This is a genomic window from Flavobacterium xanthum (genome assembly GCF_900142695.1).
Classification (GTDB): domain Bacteria; phylum Bacteroidota; class Bacteroidia; order Flavobacteriales; family Flavobacteriaceae; genus Flavobacterium; species Flavobacterium xanthum.
Map to the genome: position 1 here is coordinate 57,423 of NZ_FRBU01000011.1, position 20,255 is coordinate 77,677.

The following is a 20,255-nucleotide window of genomic DNA, read 5'->3' on the forward strand; positions in this document are numbered from 1 at the left end:
TACAGATTTTTTGAAAAAAGTTTCAAGTTTCAGGTTTATTTCTTTACAGAACTACTTGCGGGGATTTCATGTTCTCCGGAATGGCAATATTGCGCTGAAAAGCTAAATCACGTCTTTACTTTGAGTCTTGAAATAAAACTTATATTTACTTATATTACTTACATGTTTTAATTTTTATTGTATTTAAATATTTGTAATTTATTGTAACCTAAACCAGCAAGGTGTCGTCCTATAGAATATGAGTACATTAGAAGATCAGCATTATATCAATTTAATTATACAGGGTGACCACAATGCGTTTGCTGTGTTAGTAAATCGTTATAAGAATATGATCTTCAGCTTAGCGCTCCAAATGGTTAAAAACCGTGAAGAAGCCGAAGATGTTTCTCAAGAGACCTTTCTTAAGATTTACAATTCTTTAAGCAAGTTTAAAGGAGATTCTAAATTTTCAACTTGGAGTTATAAAATTGCTTATCACACCTGCTTAGACCATTTGAAGAAAAATAAAAAGGAAGAAAACAATATTTCGATAGAGGAGTTTTCGGTACAATTAACTAAAACGATGGATAATGCATTGAGTGCATTAGAAGATAAAGAACGACAACAGACTATTCAAAATTGCTTAAATTTGTTGCCAAACGACGAAAACTTCCTGCTGACGCTGTTTTATTTTGATGAAAAGAATTTACAAGAAATTGGAAAAATCATGAATATTTCGGCCAACAATGCCAAAGTAAAACTATTCAGAAGTAGGCAAAAATTAGCGGTTATCCTTAAAAAACAATTAGAACCTGAAATACTGGAGTGTTATGAAAGAGAGCGATAAAAACATAGAAAATCTTATTGATAAAATGATGGCCGAAAGCAGTTTGGAATCGCCATCAATTGACTTCACTTCAAAAATAATGGTTAAGGTTTTAGCTGCCAAAAAAAGTAAAATCAAAGCATACAAACCTTTAATTTCAAAACAAACCTGGTTCCTTATTATTGGGGTGTTAATTGTTTTGGTTGTTTGTGCCTTTATGTCTAGTGGTGAATATGACCTGAAAACAAACAAATTGTTTACAGAGAAAATTTCTGATTTGTTTTCAGGAATTGATATTTCGAAAAACATTTTATACGCTATTTTAATTGTTCCTTTTATGGTTTTGATTCAAATACCTTTATTGAAGAACTATTACAATAAGAGATGTCAGTTGTAATTTTTATTTTTTCGATCATTAATCAAAAAACATTTAAAATCTTTATTCCAGAAAAAGAGTTGTTTCTTAAAAGAAAAAAAACTTAATTTAATCAATCAAAAAAACAAGATAATTTGCTCATTTACAATACTTTTAACTTCAAAATTGTTAATGGTTTTTTATGAAAATTTTGAGAGTGTAAACCGTTGCAATATTGTAACTTATGAAGTATCTTTGCACCCTAATTCGAAATTCATAAAATGAATAAATTATTGATTGTTGGAACAGTAGCTTTTGACGCAATTGAAACTCCATTCGGAAAAACTGATAAAATTTTAGGTGGTGCGGGAACTTATATTGGTTTATCTGCTTCTTTTTTTAACTTGCAATCTGCTATCGTCTCTGTAGTTGGCGATGATTTTCCGCAAGAATATCTAGATTTATTGACAGCAAGAAATATTGATATTTCTGGTCTTGAAGTTGTTAGAGGAGGAAAAACCTTCTTTTGGAGTGGTCGCTATCACAACGACTTGAATTCAAGAGATACGCTAGACACACAATTAAATGTTTTGGCTGATTTTCAACCAAAAGTTCCTCAAGATTATAAAAATGCCGAAATAGTAATGTTAGGAAACTTACATCCACTAGTACAAAGCAGTGTTTTGGACCAAATGGAAACACAACCTAAATTAGTAGTATTGGATACTATGAACTTTTGGATGGATTGTGCATTGCCGGAATTGATGGACGTAATAAAACGGGTAGATGTAATTACAATCAATGATGAGGAAGCAAGACAGCTTTCTGGAGAATATTCTCTAGTAAAAGCAGCGGCAAAAATTCAGACGATGGGGCCTGAGTACGTCGTAATTAAAAAAGGAGAACATGGCGCTTTGTTATTTCACAATAAAGAAGTTTTCTTTGCTCCCGCTTTACCACTTGAAGAAGTTTTTGATCCAACTGGAGCAGGAGACACCTTTGCCGGAGGTTTTGCTGGCTACTTAACTCAGAGTGAAAATATTTCATTCGAAAACATGAAAAATGCAATTATTCAAGGATCTAATTTGGCCTCCTTTTGTGTGGAGAAATTTGGAACCGAGAGAATGGTTGATTTAGATAAAGAGGAAGTAATATCCAGATTGCAACAATTCAAATCACTGACACAATTTGACATAGAATTATAATATATTGAAACCTCGGAAACGGGGTTTTTTTGTTAAATAAAATTAGCAGGGAATTACATCTGATTTACCGTTTTTTTTAATCAGGTCAAATTATTTTAGAATAACACAACAACACAAACAACTTTACAATGAGCGATGCTTTAAAACACGAGTGTGGTATAGCCTTAATTAGACTACTTAAACCGCTTGAATTTTACAAAGAGAAATACGGAACGGCATTTTACGGAATCCAAAAAATGTATCTTTTGATGGAAAAGCAGCACAATCGCGGACAAGATGGTGCTGGTTTTGCAAGCATAAAATTAGACGTGGAACCAGGGGAACGATACATCAGTCGCGTAAGATCCAATCACGCCCAACCTATTCAAGATGTTTTTGCTCAAATTAACGACAGAATAAATGAGGAAATGGCGGCTCATCCCGAGTACGCAGATGATGTCGCACTTCAAAAACACAAGATACCGTATTTAGGCGAATTGTTTTTAGGACATGTGCGGTATGGTACTTTTGGCAAAAACAGTATAGAAAGCGTCCACCCTTTTTTACGTCAGAATAATTGGATGCATCGAAACCTGATTTTAGCTGGAAATTTCAACATGACTAATGTGAAAGAGCTTTTTCAAAGTTTGGTTGAACTGGGTCAGCACCCAAAAGAAATGGCAGATACTGTTACTGTAATGGAAAAAATAGGGCACTTTTTAGATGATGAAGTAACCGATTTATATCAAGAATGTAAAAATGAAGGTCTTACCAAAAGAGAAGCTTCACCAGTAATTGCAGAGCGGTTAGATGTAGCAAAAATATTGACCCGAGCTTCAAAAAATTTAGATGGAGGTTACGCAATGGCAGGCCTTTTGGGTCACGGAGACTCGTTCGTTTTCAGAGATCCGGCAGGAATTCGTCCCGCTTATTTTTATCAAGATGATGAGATTGTGGTAGTGGCTTCAGAAAGACCTGTTATTCAAACTGTTTTTAATGTGCCTTTTGACAAAGTACAAGAAATTGAACCAGGAAATGCTTTGATAATTAAGAAAAACGGAACGATTTCTATGAAGGAAATTCTTCCACCAACGGTTAAAAAAGCCTGTTCTTTCGAACGTATTTATTTTTCTAGAGGTAGTGATGCTGAAATTTATCAAGAAAGAAAAACACTGGGAAGACTTATTCTTCCAGCAGTTTTAAAATCAATAGATCAAGATACGGACAATACGGTTTTCTCCTATATTCCAAATACGGCTGAGACTTCTTTCTACGGATTGGTAGAAGCGGCACAAGATTTTTTGAACCAAAGAAAGAACAATTACATTCTGCAAAATAGAAATACCTTAACAAAGGAATCGCTACAAGAATTACTGTCCGTAAAAATACGTACCGAAAAAGTAGCGATTAAAGACGCAAAACTCAGAACCTTTATTACGGAGGATAGCAGTCGGGATGACTTAGTTGCCCATGTTTACGATGTTACGTACGGCGTAATTAAACCAACAGATAATTTGGTAATTATTGACGATAGTATTGTTCGGGGAACTACCTTGAAAATGAGTATCATCAAAATGATGGATCGTTTGAATCCAAAGCGAATTGTTGTTGTTTCATCAGCGCCTCAAATTAGATATCCAGATTGTTACGGAATTGACATGGCTAAACTGGAAGGGTTAGTGGCCTTTAAAGCAGCATTAGAATTGCTTAAAGAACGAAACTTATACCATATTGTCGATGAAGTGTATGCAAAATGTAAAGCACAGGAAAACTTTAAAGATAGTGAGGTTGTTAATTATGTGACGGCAATATACGCTCCTTTTCAGCCACAAGAAGTTTCAGATAAGATTGCAGAAATGTTAAGCTCTCCTGAAATCAAGGCAGAGGTGAAAATTATTTTTCAAACCGTGGAGGATTTACATGTCGCTTGTCCAAAGAATTTAGGCGATTGGTATTTTACTGGAGACTATCCTACGCCAGGAGGTAACCGAGTAGTAAACCGTGCCTTCATGAATTTTTATGAAGGAAAAGACGCAAGAGCATACTGATAATCTAGGGCTGTAAGTTTTTAATCGGTTTTCTAAGTTGTTCATCTAATTTATTTGGTAGCAACCAAGAACTAGTATAAATTTGAATCACCATAACATTAGTAGGTTAAGTTTATGGTAGATTTGGGGCAAAAAGGGTGGAAGAAATTCCACCTTTTTTATTGGAATAAAGTGAAGTAAATGAGGTTAAAAGATAACAACAAAAAAAGTCGGATGAACTAATGAGCTCATCCGACTTTTTTGTTTTTAAAGGAAAAGCAATTTATATAGTAAAAGCTTTCTTTTAACCCTTTGTTTATTTCTCTAAAGCGAATCTTCTAGCCACTTCCGTCCAGTTAATTACATTGAAAAAAGCTTCGATATAATCTGGTCTTCTGTTTTGATAATGCAAGTAGTAAGCATGTTCCCAAACATCCATTCCTAAAATTGGAGTTCCACCACAACCTACACCTGGCATTAATGGATTGTCTTGGTTTGGAGTACCGCAAACTTCCACTTTTCCGCCTTTATGAACACAAAGCCAAGCCCATCCCGAACCAAATTGAGTAGCTCCAGCTTTACTAAAACTTGCTTTAAATTCTTCAAAAGTTCCAAAAGCAGCTTCAATTGCAGCCAATAAATCACCTGTTGGAAGTCCGCCACCGTCTGGTGTCATTACAGTCCAAAATAAGCTGTGATTGTAAAAACCTCCACCGTTGTTGCGAACGGGCATGTTTTTCATATCAAGGTTGATCAAGATATTTTCAATTGTCTTACCTTCCATATCCGTCCCTGCAATAGCAGCATTTACGTTGGTAATGTAAGCGTTGTGATGTTTTGAGTGATGGATTTCCATCGTACGAGCATCAATATAAGGTTCTAATGCGTCATACGCATAAGGTAATTGTGGTAATTCAAAAGCCATAATATGATTGTTTAAATTAATTTATGTTATTATTTTATCCAAATTTAAACATTAAACTTTGGAAACGGAAATTCTATTTCGTTATAATTTCATTAAATTAACTGATAGTGTGTTTTATTAAAAATACAATTCGTTGTAAATTAGGAGCTAATTCCTATTTCCAGCTGCAATCTTTTTGTTTTTTATTGGAAAAATTAAAATGGGTTTACGTTATAAACAAAGTTTACGAAACTCCAATAAGAATAAAAGTGAGGTGAAGTTATTGAACTTAAAATCCGATTGTGTTTTATACCATTGTTTAATTTTCGAAAAAAATTAGTATCGAAAATTATCTTTTAAGATTGCGCCATTGCCATACAAACAATGCTAATTTTTGCACCCGGAATTTTAAGTATGGCTCGAGAACATGCTTCAAGTGTGGCTCCAGTGGTGATAACATCATCAATCAATAAGAAATGTTTGTTGTGATCTTTCTCCGTATACGAAACATCAAAAACCGTAGCAATGCCCTCTGTTCTACCTAAAAGATTTTTCTTGGATTGTGTTTTTGAATACACATTGCGAAGCAATAAGGAATCGTTATAAGTCAGATTTAAATTGAAAGATAGTGCTTTCCCAAACGCAGTTACCTGATTGTACCCTCTTTCTTTTAATTTTCGGCTATGCAAGGGAACGGGAATAATTTCATCTACTGATTGTAATAATTCGATATTTTTTAAATCTTCGGCGCACCATTCGCCTAGAATGGTTCCTATTTCCTCGTGCCCTTTGTATTTTAAATTATGGATTAGTTCTTGCACAATGCCCTTTTTATGAAAATAAAATAATGCCGAAGTGTGAATGACGGGAATTCTTCCATAGAATTTTTTGTACGCCTCATTTTCTGGATTGAGGTGATGATTCGTTAGCGGAATATCGTGGCGGCAAATGGTACAAATCACATTTTCATTGGTCAATAAAAAAGAACTGCAACCAGAACAGACTTTTGGAAAAAAGAGATTAATAAGGCTTTCAAACATGTAATCAGGGATTTATTTATAAAAATAGACAAATCAATGCTTCAATCTTTAACAATTTTCTTTTTTTTAAGTTCACTTTTTATATTTTTGCATCATTATGGCAAAACAAGAAGATTTATTTAAGAATGTAGTTTCGCATGCAAAAGAATACGGATTTATTTTTCCGTCAAGCGAAATATACGATGGTTTAAGTGCAGTCTATGATTATGCACAAAACGGAGTAGAATTAAAAAAGAACATACGCGAATACTGGTGGAAAGCGATGGTTCAAATGAACGATAACATTGTCGGTCTTGACGCATCCATTTTGATGCATCCAACGACTTGGAAAGCATCAGGCCACGTAGATGCTTTTAATGATCCATTGATTGATAACAAAGATTCGAAAAGAAGATATAGAGCTGATGTTTTGATTGAAGATTATGCCGAAAAGCTAAATCAGAAAGCAATCAAAGAAATCGAAAAAGCAAGAGCTCGTTTTGGTGATGCTTTCAATGAGCAAGAATTTGTTACAACAAATGCTCGTGTAATGGAGTACAAAGCTAAAGAAAGAGAAATTCTAGAAAGAATGGCACGTTCTTTAGGGAATGAAGACTTAGAAGACGTAAAAGCGTTAATTGAAGAATTAGAAATAGCTTGTCCAGAATCAGGTTCTAGAAATTGGACTGAAGTACGTCAATTCAACTTGATGTTTGGAACAAAATTGGGCGCTTCAGCTGATTCAGCAATGGATTTATATTTGCGTCCAGAGACAGCTCAAGGTATTTTTGTCAATTTCTTGAATGTACAAAAATCAGGGCGAATGAAAGTTCCTTTTGGAATTGCACAAACTGGAAAAGCGTTTAGAAATGAAATCGTTGCAAGACAATTTATTTTTAGAATGCGTGAGTTTGAACAAATGGAAATGCAATTTTTTGTACGTCCAGGCGAAGAAATGAAGCATTATGAATTTTGGAAAGACGCTCGTTTAAAGTGGCATTTGTCTCTTGGTTTAGGAAGAGAGAACTACCGTTTTCACGACCATGAAAAACTAGCGCATTATGCCAATGCAGCCGCTGATATAGAATTTAATTTTCCTTTTGGATTCAAAGAATTAGAGGGAATTCACTCCAGAACTGATTTTGACTTAAAAGCACACGAACAATTCTCGGGTAGAAAATTACAGTATTTTGATGCGGAATTGAATCAAAATTATGTTCCTTATGTGGTAGAAACTTCGGTAGGATTAGACAGAATGTTTCTAGCAGTTTTTGCCACTTCATTAAAGGAAGAAACCTTGGAAGATGGTTCAACACGAACAGTGCTGAAATTACCTTCGGTTCTGGCTCCAACAAAAGCGGCTATTTTGCCATTAGTTAAAAAAGATGGATTGCCAGAAATTGCACATAAGATAATTGACGATTTACGTTGGGATTTCAATGTAGCTTATGATGAAAAAGATGCTGTAGGAAGACGTTACAGAAGGCAAGATGCGTTGGGAACACCGTTTTGTATTACGGTGGATCATCAAACAATCGAGGATCAAACCGTAACGATTCGTCATAGAGATACCATGAAACAAGATCGTGTTGCCATTGCAGACTTGAAAACCATTATAGAAAATGAGGTTTCAATGAAAAACTGGTTGATGAAAATGTAATTGTTTTTGTATTGTATAAAAAAAGCTTCTCGATGGAGAAGCTTTTTTGTTTATTGTTTAGAATCGGTAGCCGAAAGTTATTCCACCGCGACCAACGATCTCATAATCGGTATCACTACTATTGAATAAATTTCTTCCAACGCCTGCATTTATTTCAAAAACAAAACCTTTACTAGTAATCCATTTAGAGCCTAAACCAAAACCAAGAGCAAAATCAGTTCTGTTTTCTATATTTGAATTATTAGTATTGCTATAAATGTAGCTTTCATAAGAGTTTAACATACCAAATCCTTCCGCAAAAAATCCTGCAGCGGGTTTTTTACCAAAAAAATAGCGGTAGTAAGGTGTTAACTGAAAATTTGGTTCAATGTCTTCAATTATTGGAACAAATACCGAAACACCAAAAGCGGATTCTTCGTTTATTATTCTTTCAAAAGTGCCTTCGAAAGCACCTGCAACTAAAAACGCAACATTTAGTTTAATCTCGTTTCGCTTGAAATCAATTGTTTCTTTTTCTTGGCTAAAACCAGATAAAAAAGAAGCGAAGCACAACACAATAAATAGTTTTTTCATAGTAGTAGTTTTTTTGCATAAAAGTAAGATAAATTTGTAAAAAAAGTGTTTTTTGTGAAATTTTTTTACATGTTAATTCGGACAAGTTTTATTTAAGGGATAAAGTGCCATTACTCAGCAGTGTGCATACAAGAAATAATTACTAACGGATCTTTTTTTTTATTCCTGATACACAGTTTTTTAGGTAGGTTTGGCGCTAAATCTTCGATTTTCAATTTCTTGTAAGACAGTAAAAATGCTCTTTATCGGATATATTTGCATTTCATCATAATGTATCAACATTTGTTAAGAACATATTAACAACCTTTATTGAAAAATGGTTAAATGCTTATTTTTAGAATGTTAAATAAGAGTTTTTTAGCTAATATATCAAGTTTTTATTTAATAATTTCTCAAATCTATCCTAATAAGTTAATGTTCTGAAGTGTGTTTTGCTTCAGCTATTTAAGATAATGCCTAACAATTCCTGGAAAACTGTTGATGAATTATTCGTACATTATTATTGATGCTAATCAAGAAGATGTTTTGAAAACAAAAGGCATTGCTGATCGTTTTTCGGAGCTTGAATTTCTAGCATCCGCAAATAATTATTCGGAGGGACTAAATCTGATATTAGAACACACACCTGCATTAGTATTTCTAGAAATAGATCCTATAGATACAGCCAGTAATTTGTCTTTGGCATTGATCAATGAACTGCATAGGTATTTAAAAGTCATCCCTAAAATTATTGTTACAACCAGCAAAAAAGACCTAGCCTTTGATGCAATACAACACGGAGTTACGGATTATTTATTAAAACCGTTGTTGCGTATCGATTTAATCAAATTAACTTTAAAATTGAATAAGTCGAAAGTTGAAAAAGCAGAGGATTTAAATGAGCCTATTTTTAATGATGTGAAGCCAGTATTTCTGCCTCAACAGGAAACAGTAAGTCAAGGTCAATCGTTGACTTTATGTATTAAGTCTTATGGGGATTATCGCTACATCGATGCAAAAGACATCTGTTACCTTCGAGCGGATAATAACTCAACGGACCTTCATTTGTACAATGGAGAAATGATAACGGCATTTAAGACATTAAAACACTTTGAAGGGGTGTTGTCCTACCCCTTTATCAGAATCCACAACAGTTACATTGTCAATCGCAATTATATTTCAAGAATTCATAGCGGAAATTCAGTTTGTTATATTAAAAACAGTGCTGTAAAACTTCCTTTTTCTAAATCGTACAAGGTAAATATTGACCTTATTATCTCTGAATTTGCCAACGGAAATTATCTTGAAATCTAAAAAACAGTCATCTACTTTAATTTGGCGGTCATTCACTCTTAAACGACCGCATTCTACCATAAACGCTGTTTTTTAGAGAATAAACTGATGTTGTCTGTGTAGTTTTACAAAAGAATTCAACAGCTAATGTGATTCTAAATCAAACAAACAAATAACAAAAATACAAAACCCCCAAATTATGAAAAAAGCAATCTTAACAATCGGTTTATTTTCTTTAGTAATGGTATTGACTTCATTCACAACTCCAAAAACAGATCCTGTAGTGCTAATTGATGCGAATGGTAATGTAGAATTAATAGGTTCTGGCGCAACTGGAGGAAATAAGAAAGTAGACCTAATAGGTTCTGGCGCAACTGGAGGAAATAAGAAAGTAGATCTAATAGGTTCTGGCGCAACTGGAGGAAATAAGAAAGTAGATCTAATTGGTTCAGGAGCGACAGGTGGAAACAAAAAAGTAGACGAATAAAAATTTTAAAGTTTTATTAAAAATAGCTAAAAGCTGTCAAATTTATTGACAGCTTTTTTTTTATGTCAATAGTTTTACTATTTTTGATAAAATTCAAAGGGAACTATTGAAAAATATTTACACTATATTTTTGCTATTACTATTTGTTTTTTTTGGATGTACTCAAAAAAATAAATTCAACTCAACTATCAGTTCTAACGAGGACAGTCTTTCTTATTATCTTTCAATCGCAAATGATTTTAATCTGTCTCGAGAAAAAAGAGAACAATTCAATCAAAAAGCATTTTCGATTATTAGTAATCAATCCGATGATTCGTTAAATAATGTCAATTTATTTAAAGTAGCCAACCGCTATTACAATATGGACAATTGGGTCGATTTTAAAAAAACGGTTGATATTATTTTAGAAAAAGCGATAATTAGTAGGGATACAATTAGTAAAGCAAAAGCCTATACCTATTTGGGTGATTTTTATGTGTCACAAGCAATTTCAGATAGTGCTTTCCTCTACTATTTTAAAGCCGAAAAGATGTTTTTACAGCATAATGATATTAAAAATCTGGCCAGAACCCGTTTAAATAAAGCAATACTGCAATTTAACGAAGGTGATTTTTTAGGTAGTGAAGTTGCGGTTTTTAATGCTTTGCGTGCGGTAAAAGGAGAAAAGGCTAGCGGTATCGTCTATGAGTCGTATAATCATTTGGGGTTAATAAGTAGTGAATTAGGAAATTTTGATCGAGCAATTGAATACAATTCGAAAGCATTAGCTAGTATTGATGATAAAACCATCCCAGCTGTCTTTCAATCAAAGGCTACTTCCTTAAATAATATGGGATATGTGAATCAAAATATGAATCGCCACGATAAAGCCATAACTTATTTCCGAGAGGGATTAAAACAAGAAAATTTAAAAATAGACAAGCCCTTTGTTTATGCGATGTTATTGGACAATCTAGCTTATTCCAAATTTAAAACGGGAGATGATAGCGGTTTACCTGAATTATTTTATCAAGCGCTTCAACTTCGGGATAGTTTGCAATTAACATCTGGAATTATTGCAAATAAAATGCATCTTTCGGAATATTTTGCTTTTAAAAAAGATACAGTCAAATCATTGCAATATGCAAAGGAGGCACTGAATGAATCTATGAGTTCTAAAAATTACAGGAGTGTATTAGCAGCACTAAAACGGTTAGCAATAATAGAACCCCAAAATGCTTCAAATTACACCAAACAATACATTCACATTAATGATAGTCTCCAAACGGCAGAGCGTAAAATGGGGGATAAGTTTACCCGTATTGAGTATGAAACAGATCAAATAAAGGACGAAAATATTGATTTAGTAGCACAAAATAGAAATTTAGTGTTTCTTTTTACTGGTTTAGGCGTATTGGGATTGTTTATTTTTGTTATTAAAACCCAAAAGGCAAAAAACAGAGAGTTGCTATTCAAGCAGCAGCAACAAAATGCGAATGCAGAAATCTACAATTTGATGATCTCACAACAGAATACGATCGAAACGGGCAGAATTGAAGAGAAGAAAAGAGTGGCAAGGGAGTTGCATGATGGTGTTTTGGGAAGAATGTTTGGTGTGCGAATGAACTTAGATGGATTGAATAGATTTCAAGATGAACTGGCGGTAAACCAGCGAACGAACTATTTGTCAGAATTGAAAAATATTGAGCAAGACATTCGTGAAATTTCGCATGATCTAAATAGAGAGAAGTCGGAATTAATTAATAACTTCGTCGCCATTGTTGACGGCTTATTCGAAGAGCAAAAAAAGACCTATAAATCAAAGTTAATTTCAATTGTTGATTCTGGTATTAGATGGGAAGCCGTAAGTAATTCTGTAAAAATTAATTTGTATAGGATTCTTCAAGAATCGCTTCAAAACATCAATAAATATGCTCAAGCGAACATCATTCGCGTAGAATTCAAAAAGGCGGAAGACCACCTGATTTTGAAAATGAGCGACGATGGAATAGGTTTTAATGTGAAAACAGCTAAGAGAGGAATTGGATTACAAAATATCCTGTTTCGAACCAATGAATGTGATGGAGTTGTCGATATAAAATCAAAAAAAGGAGAAGGAACAATCATAACAGTTACCTTGCCCATAGAGTAAAAAAAGTAAACCAGAGAAGATGATGAGTGATTTAGCTACTATAGAAACTGTAAAAAATAAAATACTAATTGTTGATGACCATCCTTTTATTATTGAAGGGTATAAAAATGCAATCACAAGATACAATCCTAAAGAATTTGAATTTGTTATAACGCAAGCTAAAGACTGTGAATCAGCTTATGGCATTATTACAAATCCCGCCACTGCTCCGTTTGATATCGCTTTCTTAGATATTAGCATGCCTCCTTATGACGAAAAAGGCATTTTTTCCGGAGAAGATTTAGCCAAATTACTGTCTGAATACATGCCAAATTGCAAAATTATTTTGCTTACCATGTACACAGAGTTGCTGAAGATAAAAACAATTATTAAAACCATAAACCCAAACGGGTTGGTCATAAAAAACGATTTAACTTTTGATGAATTGCTTTTTGCCTTTGATAAGGTTATAAAAAATGAAAAATATTACAGTGAATCTGTCCTTAAAATGTTGAATCAATCCGAAGCAGATGCTATAGAAATAGACCAATTTGACAAACAAATTTTATTTCACATTTCTAAAGGCACGACTTTAAAGGATATGACACAGTACATTCCAATTTCATTAGGTGCAATAGAAAGAAGGAAAATAAATTTAAAAGAATTATTGAAAATAGAAGAAGGCAGTGATACGGACTTGGTACGAGAAGCTAAAAATAAAGGATTACTTTTTTAATACTCTTGAAATTCAAATAAAAAACAAAAAACGACATTTAAGAAAGTGTCGTTTTTTCTTTTTTCAAAGTTTATTCTTCGCTAATGGCATCCCAACCCCGTGCTTTTAAAGCAATTTTGGTGTTGGCTCGCGTAACTAAATGGATGCCTTCACTTTCTTGTGTCATATGACCAATAATAGTGAAATTTGGGTTTGCTTTGATTTTTTCAAAATCTTCCATGGCAATGGTAAAAAGCAATTCGTAATCTTCACCTCCGTTTATGGCCACCGTTGTACTGTCGATATTGAATTCTTCACAAACATTAATAAATGTTGGATCAATAGGTAATTTATCTTCATATAAATTACAACCTACTTTAGATTGTTTGCATAAGTGCATAATTTCTGATGATAATCCATCTGAAATGTCAATCATTGAAGTTGGTTTTATTTCTAAAGCGTGCAATAAAGTTCGAACATCCTTGCGGGCTTCCGGCTTCAATTGACGTTCGATTAAATACGTATATGCATCTAAATCAGGTTGTGAATTTGGATTTACCTGAAAAACTTGCTTTTCACGTTCCAAAACTTGTAATCCCATATACGCAGCACCAATATCACCGGTTACCACTAATAAATCAGTTTCTTTGGCACCGTTTCTATACACAATCTCTTCTTCATCTGCTTCACCAATAGCAGTAATGCTGATAATTAATCCTTTTTGTGAGGAAGTGGTATCGCCACCTATAACATCAACATTATATTCACGGGCTGCATGTGTAATTCCTGCAAACAATTCATCTAATGCTTCCAATGGGAAACGATTGGATACCGCTACAGAAACCGTGATTTGTGTTGGTTTGGCGTTCATCGCACAAATATCAGAAACATTGACTACAACAGCTTTATAGCCCAAATGTTTTAACGGCATATAAGCCAAGTCAAAATGTACTCCTTCGATCAGTAAATCTGTAGAAACAACTACTTTTTTATCTTTGAAATCCAAAACGGCAGCATCATCCCCAATCCCCTTTAAAGTAGAAGGCTGATTGATTTCAAAGTTTTTTGTCAAATGGTCTATCAATCCAAATTCTCCTAATTGGGCAATACTTGTACGTTGTGGGCTTTTATCTTCGATCATTATTTTTATTGTTTTGAAGTTGCAAATATACAAAGAAATATTCGCCTCGAATTGTATCAATTTTCGCCATTTTTTCGCATCTTTAAATTATTAAATTCATCAACAATGGAATCATTTGATATCGTTACTATAACAGTCAACTCAGCTTTAGATAAGAGCACTCATTTTAAAGGATTAGTCCCAGAACAGAAAATACGATGTGAGGAACCACGGTTTGATGCTGGTGGAGGCGGAATCAACGTATCTAAAGCAATCTCCCGTCTGGGTGGAAATTCATTAGCGGTTTTTACATCTGGCGGACCAACAGGTAAAATGCTGGAAGATTTAGTTGCAAAAGAATCGATTGCTTATGAAGCCGTTGCCGTTCAGAGTTGGACCAGAGAAAGTTTTGTTGCTGTAGATGATAACACGAATTCACAGTACCGATTTGGGTTTACAGGCGGGAAAATTTCCGAAGAGGAAAGCAATAGAATACTTGAAACAATAGCAGCTTTAAAACCAAAATTCTTAGTAGCTAGTGGCAGTTTGAATGAAGGTTTGTCCGATGATTTCTATTCGAAAATTGCAGAAATTGCAAAAAAATCAAATGCTAAACTAATTGTGGACACTTCAGGCGATGCATTAAAAAAAGCATTAGAAGTTGGGGTTTATATGATTAAACCAAATGTAGGTGAACTCGCAAAACTGGTTGGCATAGAACGATTGGAACTAGAAGAAGTAAATGAAGCCGCCAAACAAATCATTGCCAAAGGCGGTGCCGAAATCGTAGTCGTTTCTCTTGGACCGCAAGGTGCAGTTTTGGTAACGAAAGATTCTTATGAATGTGTTCCTGCTCCTAATGTTGCTAAGAAAAGTACTGTTGGTGCCGGTGACAGTATGGTTGGTGGCATGGTTTGGGCGCTTTCGCAAAATAAAAGTCTGAAAGAAGTCATTCGTTGGGGAGTTGCTTGTGGATCAGCAGCAACGATGAATGAAGGAACCCAATTGTTTAAAGGCGAAGATGCAAAACGATTGTTTGAATGGTTGAAGAATAAATAAAAACAAAAAAACCTGACAATTTTTACATTATCAGGATCTTCTTAATACTTTAAACTTAAATCTTAATACTAAAAAATCTAATCATTCAATTTCAAAACAGCCATAAACGCTTCTTGTGGAATCTCAACGTTTCCAACTAATCTCATACGTTTCTTCCCTTTTTTCTGTTTTTCCAATAATTTACGTTTACGAGAAATATCTCCACCATAACATTTGGCGGTAACGTCTTTACGCAACGCTTTTATCGTTTCGCGAGAAATTACTTTTACTCCAATCGCTGCTTGAACAGGAATGTCAAATTGTTGTCTTGGAATCAATTCTTTCAACTTTTCACACATTTTTTTACCAATGGAATACGCATTATCAGCATGCATTAAAGAGGACAAAGCATCAACAATGGTAGCATTTAATAAAATATCTACTTTTACTAAATTAGAAGTTCGCATTCCAATTGGCGTATAATCAAACGAAGCATATCCTTTAGAAACCGTTTTCAAACGATCGTAAAAATCAAATACAATCTCAGCCAACGGCATATCGAAAGTCAATTCAACACGTTCTGTTGTCAAATACGTTTGATTGGTAATCAAACCCCGTTTTTCGATACACAAACTCATTACATTTCCAACATAATCGGATTTTGTGATGATCGTAGCCTTGATAAAAGGTTCTTCTACGTGGTCTAGACGCGATGGTTCTGGCAAGTCCGAAGGATTATTTACAATAAGTGGTGTCGTAGGATCTTTTTTGGTGTAAGCCAAATACGAAACGTTGGGAACTGTTGTGATAACCGTCATATTGAACTCACGCTCTAAACGTTCCTGGATAATTTCCATGTGTAACATTCCCAAGAATCCACAACGGAAACCAAAACCTAAAGCTGCAGAACTTTCCGGTAGAAAGACCAACGAAGCATCGTTTAACTGTAATTTTTCCATCGAGTTTCTCAACTCTTCATAATCTTCAGTATCTACAGGATAAATTCCAGCAAAAACCATTGGTTTCACATCTTCAAAACCTTTAATAATATTCGTTGTTGGCGTTTTTGCATCCGTCAACGTATCTCCTACTTTTACTTCTTTGGCTTCCTTAATTCCTGAAATTAAATACCCAACATCACCTGCTGAAATGACTTGTTTCGGAACTTGATTCAATTTTAAAGTACCAATTTCGTCTGCAAAGTATTCATTTCCCGTAGCCATGAATTTAATCTTCTGCCCTTTTTTAATCTGTCCGTTTTTCACACGGAAAATAACTTCAATTCCACGAAACGGATTGTAATGTGAGTCAAAAATCAATGCCTGCAATGGTTCATCCACATTTCCTGATGGAGGTGGAATTTTTTCGATAATAGCGGCCAAAATATTTTCGACACCAAAACCTGTTTTTCCAGATGCATGGATAATATCTTCCAATTTACATCCCAATAAATCAATAATATCGTCACTTACTTCCTCTGGATTGGCGCTTGGTAAATCCACTTTATTCAAAACCGGAATAATTTCCAAGTCATTTTCTAAAGCCAAATACAAATTTGAAATCGTTTGTGCCTGGATACTTTGTGCGGCATCTACAATCAAAAGCGCACCTTCACAGGCTGCAATCGAACGAGAAACCTCATACGAAAAATCCACGTGTCCCGGAGTGTCAATCAAGTTCAGGATGTATTCCTGTCCTTTATACGTATATTCCATCTGAATCGCGTGACTCTTAATCGTGATTCCACGTTCGCGTTCCAAGTCCATGTTATCCAGCAATTGCGCCTTCTCTTCACGAGCCGTAACCGTTTGAGTCGCCCCAAGTAAACGGTCCGCAAGCGTACTTTTCCCGTGATCAATATGTGCAATAATGCAAAAATTTCTTATATGTTTCATTTTCCGTTTATATCAAATTTATATGTCATGCTGAGCACAGTCGAAGCGTGGGCGTGACCACAAGGGTCGGGCTTTCCGCTACAATCTTTTCCTTTTTAAAGAAAAAAGGAAAAGGATTTCCACTACTATCCCTCACGCGAAAACCCGTCAGTACGACAATTAATCTGCAAATATACGTTAAAATCAATAGTTTCAAAGCTTAGATTTACAAACTAAAAGGTTTATAACTAAGTCTTTTCTCTTCCTGCTTTCGGTGGTTCACCTAAAAGTTGTAATTTTGCACAAAAATAAAGCAGATGGTCAAGATTGGCAACATAGAATTACCTGATTTCCCTTTACTTCTAGCTCCTATGGAGGATGTGAGCGATCCACCTTTTCGTCGATTGTGCAAGATGCATGGTGCCGATATGATGTATTCTGAATTCATTTCTTCCGAAGGATTAATCCGCGACGCCATCAAAAGCCGAATGAAATTAGATATTTTCGACTACGAACGTCCTGTGGGAATTCAGATTTTTGGTGGCGATGAAGAAGCTATGGCCATGTCCTCCAAAATTGTTTCTGCCGTAAACCCAGATATAATTGATATCAACTTTGGTTGTCCAGTTAAGAAAGTCGTTTGTAAAGGAGCCGGTGCTGGAGTTTTAAAAGATGTTGATTTAATGATTCGCTTAACAAAAGCCGTTATAGACAGTACCCATTTACCAGTAACCGTAAAAACCCGTTTGGGTTGGGATGATAATTCGATTAATATTGATGAGGTTGCGGAGCGTTTACAAGATATTGGCGTGGCTGCTTTGAGCATTCACGCGCGAACAAGAGCCCAAATGTATAAAGGTCATTCTGACTGGTCGCATATTGCCCGAGTAAAAAACAACCCAAGAATTACGATGCCTATTTTTGGTAACGGTGATATTGATTCCCCTGAAAAAGCATTGCAATATAAAAACGAATACGGTATTGACGGTATCATGATTGGTCGCGCTGCAATTGGTTATCCTTGGATTTTCAACGAAATCAAACATTACTTCAAAACAGGAGAGCATTTAGCGAAGCCAACAGTTATCGATAGAGTCGAAGCCGTGCGAAACCATTTAACTTGGGCTATGGAATGGAAAGGCGAACGATTAGGAATTGTGGAAACACGACCGCATTACACCAATTATTTCAAAGGAATTCATTCTTTTAAGCCTCATAAACAACAGTTAGTTACACTAGATCGTCCGGAAGAATTGTTTGCTGCCTTAAATGAAATCGAAGATGCGTATGTGGGTTACGAGGTGGTTTAGATTTTTTACATAAAAGTTAAAGACAATTAGTTGTAGATAAGTTTTATTATATTTGTTATTAATAATTTTGATTATGAGTATTCAAACCGAAAAATCTTTTTTAATTGATTTACTTCAAAACATTAATGATGCTTCTATCATTCAGAAAGTGAAGAATTTTGTATTGTACGAAATCGAACCCGTTACATTATCAGAAAATCAAAAAAGAGAACTAGACAAAAGAGTATTGGAACATCAAGAAAATCCGATATCTGGAGTAGATGCACTTGACTTTTTAGATTCTTTAAAATCTAAATATGGGTTATAACAAACTCATCTTAAAGACTAATGCCGCTATCGAAATTGAAAATGCAATTGCGTATTATGCTTTAATAAATAAGGTTTTAGCAAAAAGAATTGAAAAAGAAATACGATTTGGCTTCAATGCTATTGCTGAAAATCCTGAAAATTTTCAGTGCCGTTATTTTGAAATCAGAATATTTTGGTTAGACAGATTTCCTTATAGTTTGTACTATATCTCGGAAAATAGTGAAGTTTCTATTTTGGCTTTTTGGCATACTAAAGAGGACATTCCAAACAAGTTGTCTAAAATAGTATAACTCCTACTCCAACAACTTCTTACTCACGCGACTACTGGCAATTAAGGAAGCAATAAAGCCAAGCGTGACAATCGTACCCATGACAATCAATACGTTTTCGAGAGAGAAAATCACCGGATAAGCAAGAGTGGGTGTAATCATAATTAGTTGAAAATATTCTTGTAGCAAAACGATTATAATTCCTAAAACCAGCCCGATAATTCCGCCAAAAACACTCAATAAAGTACCTTGTAGCAAGAATATTTTACGTAAATCTTTGATTTCGGTTCCTAAATTAAAAAGGGTTTTTAGGTTTCCTTTTTTGTCTAAAATCATCATAATCAACGCGCCAATCAAGTTAAAAAGTGCCACGACAATCACCAAAGTAAATATTAAATACACGGCAATATTCTCTGTATTCAACATTTTATAAAGCGATTCGTTGAGTTGCGCTCTGTTTTTTACGGTAATTTTATTATTGAAAATAGTTTGAAGTTGTTCTGTAATTGCACTTTCATCAGCGCCAGTTTTCGTTTTGATTTCAATTCCCGAAACCTGATTGGTTTTATATTCCAATAATTCCTGAGCCAAACCTAGATCGGCAAAAACATATTTAGAATCCAAGTCTTCACTAATGGCATAAATCCCAACAGGTATTACATCCGTTTTGTTAAAAGCTTGTTCGGGATTTTCGATAGCACCTTTTCCTGGTTTAGGAACCAAAACTTCTAATTGACGATTGAAATCCAACAATCCCATCGAAAATTTTTGAGCAATACTGTAGCCCACTACCACTTGATACGTATCTGGTTTCAACCATTGGCCGTTGAAAAGTTTGGTTTCAATAGCATTTACTTGATTAAAATTAGCATCTACACCTTTCAAATACGTGACTTCCTGTTTGCCATCAAAAGTGAATAAAACCCGCTCTTCAATAATTTTGGTATAGGATGCAAGACCTTCAATTTTCTTAATTTTACTTTCTTGATCTGGAGAAATAAGAAAGGATTTCCCTAAAATACTGCTTATTTTTAAATCGGGATCAATGTCATTGGTAAACGAAAGACTAAAAACTTTTAGTCCGCTAAAAACAGATAAAACCACAAACAAAGCCATTGCACCAACAATAATTCCCATGCTGGCAATGCGATTGATGATATTGATAGCGTTGTTTTTACTGTTGCTAAGAATGTAGCGTTTGGCTATGTAAAGGGGGAAATTCAA

At 34.5% G+C, this 20,255-nt stretch carries 19 protein-coding genes; 13 read left to right on the forward strand and 6 right to left on the reverse strand.

What is annotated here, in order from left to right:
- The first annotated feature begins 238 nt into the window (after positions 1–238).
- From BUC11_RS06565 to BUC11_RS06580, 4 genes are all read left to right on the forward strand, one after another.
- Positions 239–826 carry an RNA polymerase sigma factor gene (locus tag BUC11_RS06565; protein ID WP_073352866.1) on the forward strand — a complete coding sequence of 196 codons (588 nt, stop codon included), beginning with the start codon at positions 239–241 and terminating at the stop codon, positions 824–826.
- Positions 810–1,202 carry a hypothetical protein gene (locus tag BUC11_RS06570; RefSeq protein WP_073352867.1) on the forward strand — a complete coding sequence of 131 codons (393 nt, stop codon included), beginning with the start codon at positions 810–812 and terminating at the stop codon, positions 1,200–1,202. The genes BUC11_RS06565 and BUC11_RS06570 overlap by 17 nt, the downstream gene beginning before the upstream one ends.
- A gap of 239 nt (positions 1,203–1,441) precedes the next feature.
- Positions 1,442–2,365, forward strand: coding sequence for a PfkB family carbohydrate kinase (locus tag BUC11_RS06575; RefSeq protein WP_073352868.1), 924 nt, complete (start codon positions 1,442–1,444; stop codon positions 2,363–2,365).
- Positions 2,366–2,493: 128 nt separating this feature from the next.
- Complete coding sequence (locus tag BUC11_RS06580; protein WP_073352869.1) at positions 2,494–4,392, forward strand: amidophosphoribosyltransferase; 1,899 nt, start codon at positions 2,494–2,496, stop codon at positions 4,390–4,392.
- 295 nt (positions 4,393–4,687) lie between these two features.
- Here BUC11_RS06580 and BUC11_RS06585 read toward each other — a convergent pair whose 3' ends face one another.
- Both BUC11_RS06585 and BUC11_RS06590 read right to left on the reverse strand, forming a co-directional pair.
- Complete coding sequence (locus tag BUC11_RS06585; protein WP_073352870.1) at positions 4,688–5,296, reverse strand: superoxide dismutase; 609 nt, start codon at positions 5,294–5,296, stop codon at positions 4,688–4,690.
- 335 nt (positions 5,297–5,631) lie between these two features.
- Positions 5,632–6,315: a ComF family protein gene (locus BUC11_RS06590; protein ID WP_073352871.1), complete on the reverse strand. Its 684-nt coding sequence runs from the start codon at positions 6,313–6,315 to the stop codon at positions 5,632–5,634.
- 97 nt (positions 6,316–6,412) lie between these two features.
- Between BUC11_RS06590 and BUC11_RS06595 the strand changes: the two genes are divergently transcribed.
- Positions 6,413–7,954, forward strand: a complete 1,542-nt coding sequence (locus tag BUC11_RS06595) for a glycine--tRNA ligase (RefSeq protein ID WP_073352872.1) — start codon at positions 6,413–6,415, stop codon at positions 7,952–7,954.
- Between the two features lie 57 nt (positions 7,955–8,011).
- Here BUC11_RS06595 and BUC11_RS06600 read toward each other — a convergent pair whose 3' ends face one another.
- Positions 8,012–8,527: a DUF3575 domain-containing protein gene (locus tag BUC11_RS06600; protein WP_073352873.1), complete on the reverse strand. Its 516-nt coding sequence runs from the start codon at positions 8,525–8,527 to the stop codon at positions 8,012–8,014.
- Between the two features lie 480 nt (positions 8,528–9,007).
- Here BUC11_RS06600 and BUC11_RS06605 point away from each other — a divergent pair, with 480 nt between their 5' ends.
- From BUC11_RS06605 to BUC11_RS06620, 4 genes are all read left to right on the forward strand, one after another.
- Complete coding sequence (locus tag BUC11_RS06605) at positions 9,008–9,820, forward strand: LytR/AlgR family response regulator transcription factor (RefSeq protein WP_073352874.1); 813 nt, start codon at positions 9,008–9,010, stop codon at positions 9,818–9,820.
- Positions 9,821–9,998: 178 nt separating this feature from the next.
- Positions 9,999–10,286: a 3-oxoacyl-ACP reductase gene (locus BUC11_RS06610; RefSeq protein WP_073352875.1), complete on the forward strand. Its 288-nt coding sequence runs from the start codon at positions 9,999–10,001 to the stop codon at positions 10,284–10,286.
- A gap of 106 nt (positions 10,287–10,392) precedes the next feature.
- On the forward strand, positions 10,393–12,417 hold the full coding sequence (locus tag BUC11_RS06615; RefSeq protein WP_245793794.1) for a tetratricopeptide repeat-containing sensor histidine kinase: 2,025 nt from the start codon (positions 10,393–10,395) through the stop codon (positions 12,415–12,417).
- 19 nt (positions 12,418–12,436) lie between these two features.
- Entirely contained in the window at positions 12,437–13,132 is a 696-nt protein-coding gene (locus BUC11_RS06620) for a response regulator (RefSeq protein WP_073352876.1), read from the forward strand.
- Between the two features lie 70 nt (positions 13,133–13,202).
- Here the strand turns inward: BUC11_RS06620 and thiL are convergent, their stop codons facing one another.
- Positions 13,203–14,252, reverse strand: coding sequence for a thiamine-phosphate kinase (thiL, locus tag BUC11_RS06625; protein ID WP_073352877.1), 1,050 nt, complete (start codon positions 14,250–14,252; stop codon positions 13,203–13,205).
- A 105-nt stretch (positions 14,253–14,357) separates the two neighbouring features.
- Between thiL and BUC11_RS06630 the strand changes: the two genes are divergently transcribed.
- Positions 14,358–15,290 (forward strand): 1-phosphofructokinase family hexose kinase, encoded by a 933-nt coding sequence (locus BUC11_RS06630; RefSeq protein ID WP_073352878.1) that lies wholly within the window; start codon positions 14,358–14,360, stop codon positions 15,288–15,290.
- A 77-nt stretch (positions 15,291–15,367) separates the two neighbouring features.
- Here BUC11_RS06630 and lepA read toward each other — a convergent pair whose 3' ends face one another.
- Complete coding sequence (gene lepA, locus BUC11_RS06635) at positions 15,368–17,164, reverse strand: translation elongation factor 4 (protein WP_073209088.1); 1,797 nt, start codon at positions 17,162–17,164, stop codon at positions 15,368–15,370.
- A gap of 296 nt (positions 17,165–17,460) precedes the next feature.
- On the opposite strand from lepA, the gene dusB reads away from it, so the two are divergent.
- The 3 genes from dusB to BUC11_RS06650 all read left to right on the forward strand — a co-directional run bounded on the left by dusB (position 17,461) and on the right by BUC11_RS06650 (position 19,052).
- On the forward strand, positions 17,461–18,453 hold the full coding sequence (gene dusB, locus BUC11_RS06640) for a tRNA dihydrouridine synthase DusB (protein ID WP_073352879.1): 993 nt from the start codon (positions 17,461–17,463) through the stop codon (positions 18,451–18,453).
- A gap of 73 nt (positions 18,454–18,526) precedes the next feature.
- Positions 18,527–18,760 carry a hypothetical protein gene (locus BUC11_RS06645; RefSeq protein WP_073352880.1) on the forward strand — a complete coding sequence of 78 codons (234 nt, stop codon included), beginning with the start codon at positions 18,527–18,529 and terminating at the stop codon, positions 18,758–18,760.
- Entirely contained in the window at positions 18,750–19,052 is a 303-nt protein-coding gene (locus tag BUC11_RS06650; protein WP_073352881.1) for a type II toxin-antitoxin system RelE/ParE family toxin, read from the forward strand. The genes BUC11_RS06645 and BUC11_RS06650 overlap by 11 nt, the downstream gene beginning before the upstream one ends.
- Before the next feature lie 3 nt (positions 19,053–19,055).
- On the opposite strand, the gene BUC11_RS06655 is transcribed toward BUC11_RS06650, so the two are convergent.
- Positions 19,056–20,255 (reverse strand): ABC transporter permease, encoded by a 1,200-nt coding sequence (locus BUC11_RS06655; RefSeq protein ID WP_073352882.1) that lies wholly within the window; start codon positions 20,253–20,255, stop codon positions 19,056–19,058.

Bases quoted from the DNA above. Each gene is read 5' to 3' on its own strand.
- BUC11_RS06575 (WP_073352868.1), top strand. From the start codon at position 1,442: ATGAATAAATTATTGATTGTTGGAACAGTAGCTTTTGACGCAATTGAA.
- thiL (WP_073352877.1), bottom strand. From the start codon at position 14,252: ATGATCGAAGATAAAAGCCCACAACGTACAAGTATTGCCCAATTAGGA.
- BUC11_RS06650 (WP_073352881.1), top strand. From the start codon at position 18,750: ATGGGTTATAACAAACTCATCTTAAAGACTAATGCCGCTATCGAAATT.
- lepA (WP_073209088.1), bottom strand. From the start codon at position 17,164: ATGAAACATATAAGAAATTTTTGCATTATTGCACATATTGATCACGGG.
- BUC11_RS06600 (WP_073352873.1), bottom strand. From the start codon at position 8,527: ATGAAAAAACTATTTATTGTGTTGTGCTTCGCTTCTTTTTTATCTGGT.
- BUC11_RS06605 (WP_073352874.1), top strand. From the start codon at position 9,008: ATGAATTATTCGTACATTATTATTGATGCTAATCAAGAAGATGTTTTG.
- BUC11_RS06565 (WP_073352866.1), top strand. From the start codon at position 239: ATGAGTACATTAGAAGATCAGCATTATATCAATTTAATTATACAGGGT.
- BUC11_RS06585 (WP_073352870.1), bottom strand. From the start codon at position 5,296: ATGGCTTTTGAATTACCACAATTACCTTATGCGTATGACGCATTAGAA.
- BUC11_RS06590 (WP_073352871.1), bottom strand. From the start codon at position 6,315: ATGTTTGAAAGCCTTATTAATCTCTTTTTTCCAAAAGTCTGTTCTGGT.
- dusB (WP_073352879.1), top strand. From the start codon at position 17,461: ATGGTCAAGATTGGCAACATAGAATTACCTGATTTCCCTTTACTTCTA.
- BUC11_RS06645 (WP_073352880.1), top strand. From the start codon at position 18,527: ATGAGTATTCAAACCGAAAAATCTTTTTTAATTGATTTACTTCAAAAC.
- BUC11_RS06620 (WP_073352876.1), top strand. From the start codon at position 12,437: ATGATGAGTGATTTAGCTACTATAGAAACTGTAAAAAATAAAATACTA.
- BUC11_RS06580 (WP_073352869.1), top strand. From the start codon at position 2,494: ATGAGCGATGCTTTAAAACACGAGTGTGGTATAGCCTTAATTAGACTA.
- BUC11_RS06610 (WP_073352875.1), top strand. From the start codon at position 9,999: ATGAAAAAAGCAATCTTAACAATCGGTTTATTTTCTTTAGTAATGGTA.
- BUC11_RS06595 (WP_073352872.1), top strand. From the start codon at position 6,413: ATGGCAAAACAAGAAGATTTATTTAAGAATGTAGTTTCGCATGCAAAA.
- BUC11_RS06570 (WP_073352867.1), top strand. From the start codon at position 810: ATGAAAGAGAGCGATAAAAACATAGAAAATCTTATTGATAAAATGATG.
- BUC11_RS06630 (WP_073352878.1), top strand. From the start codon at position 14,358: ATGGAATCATTTGATATCGTTACTATAACAGTCAACTCAGCTTTAGAT.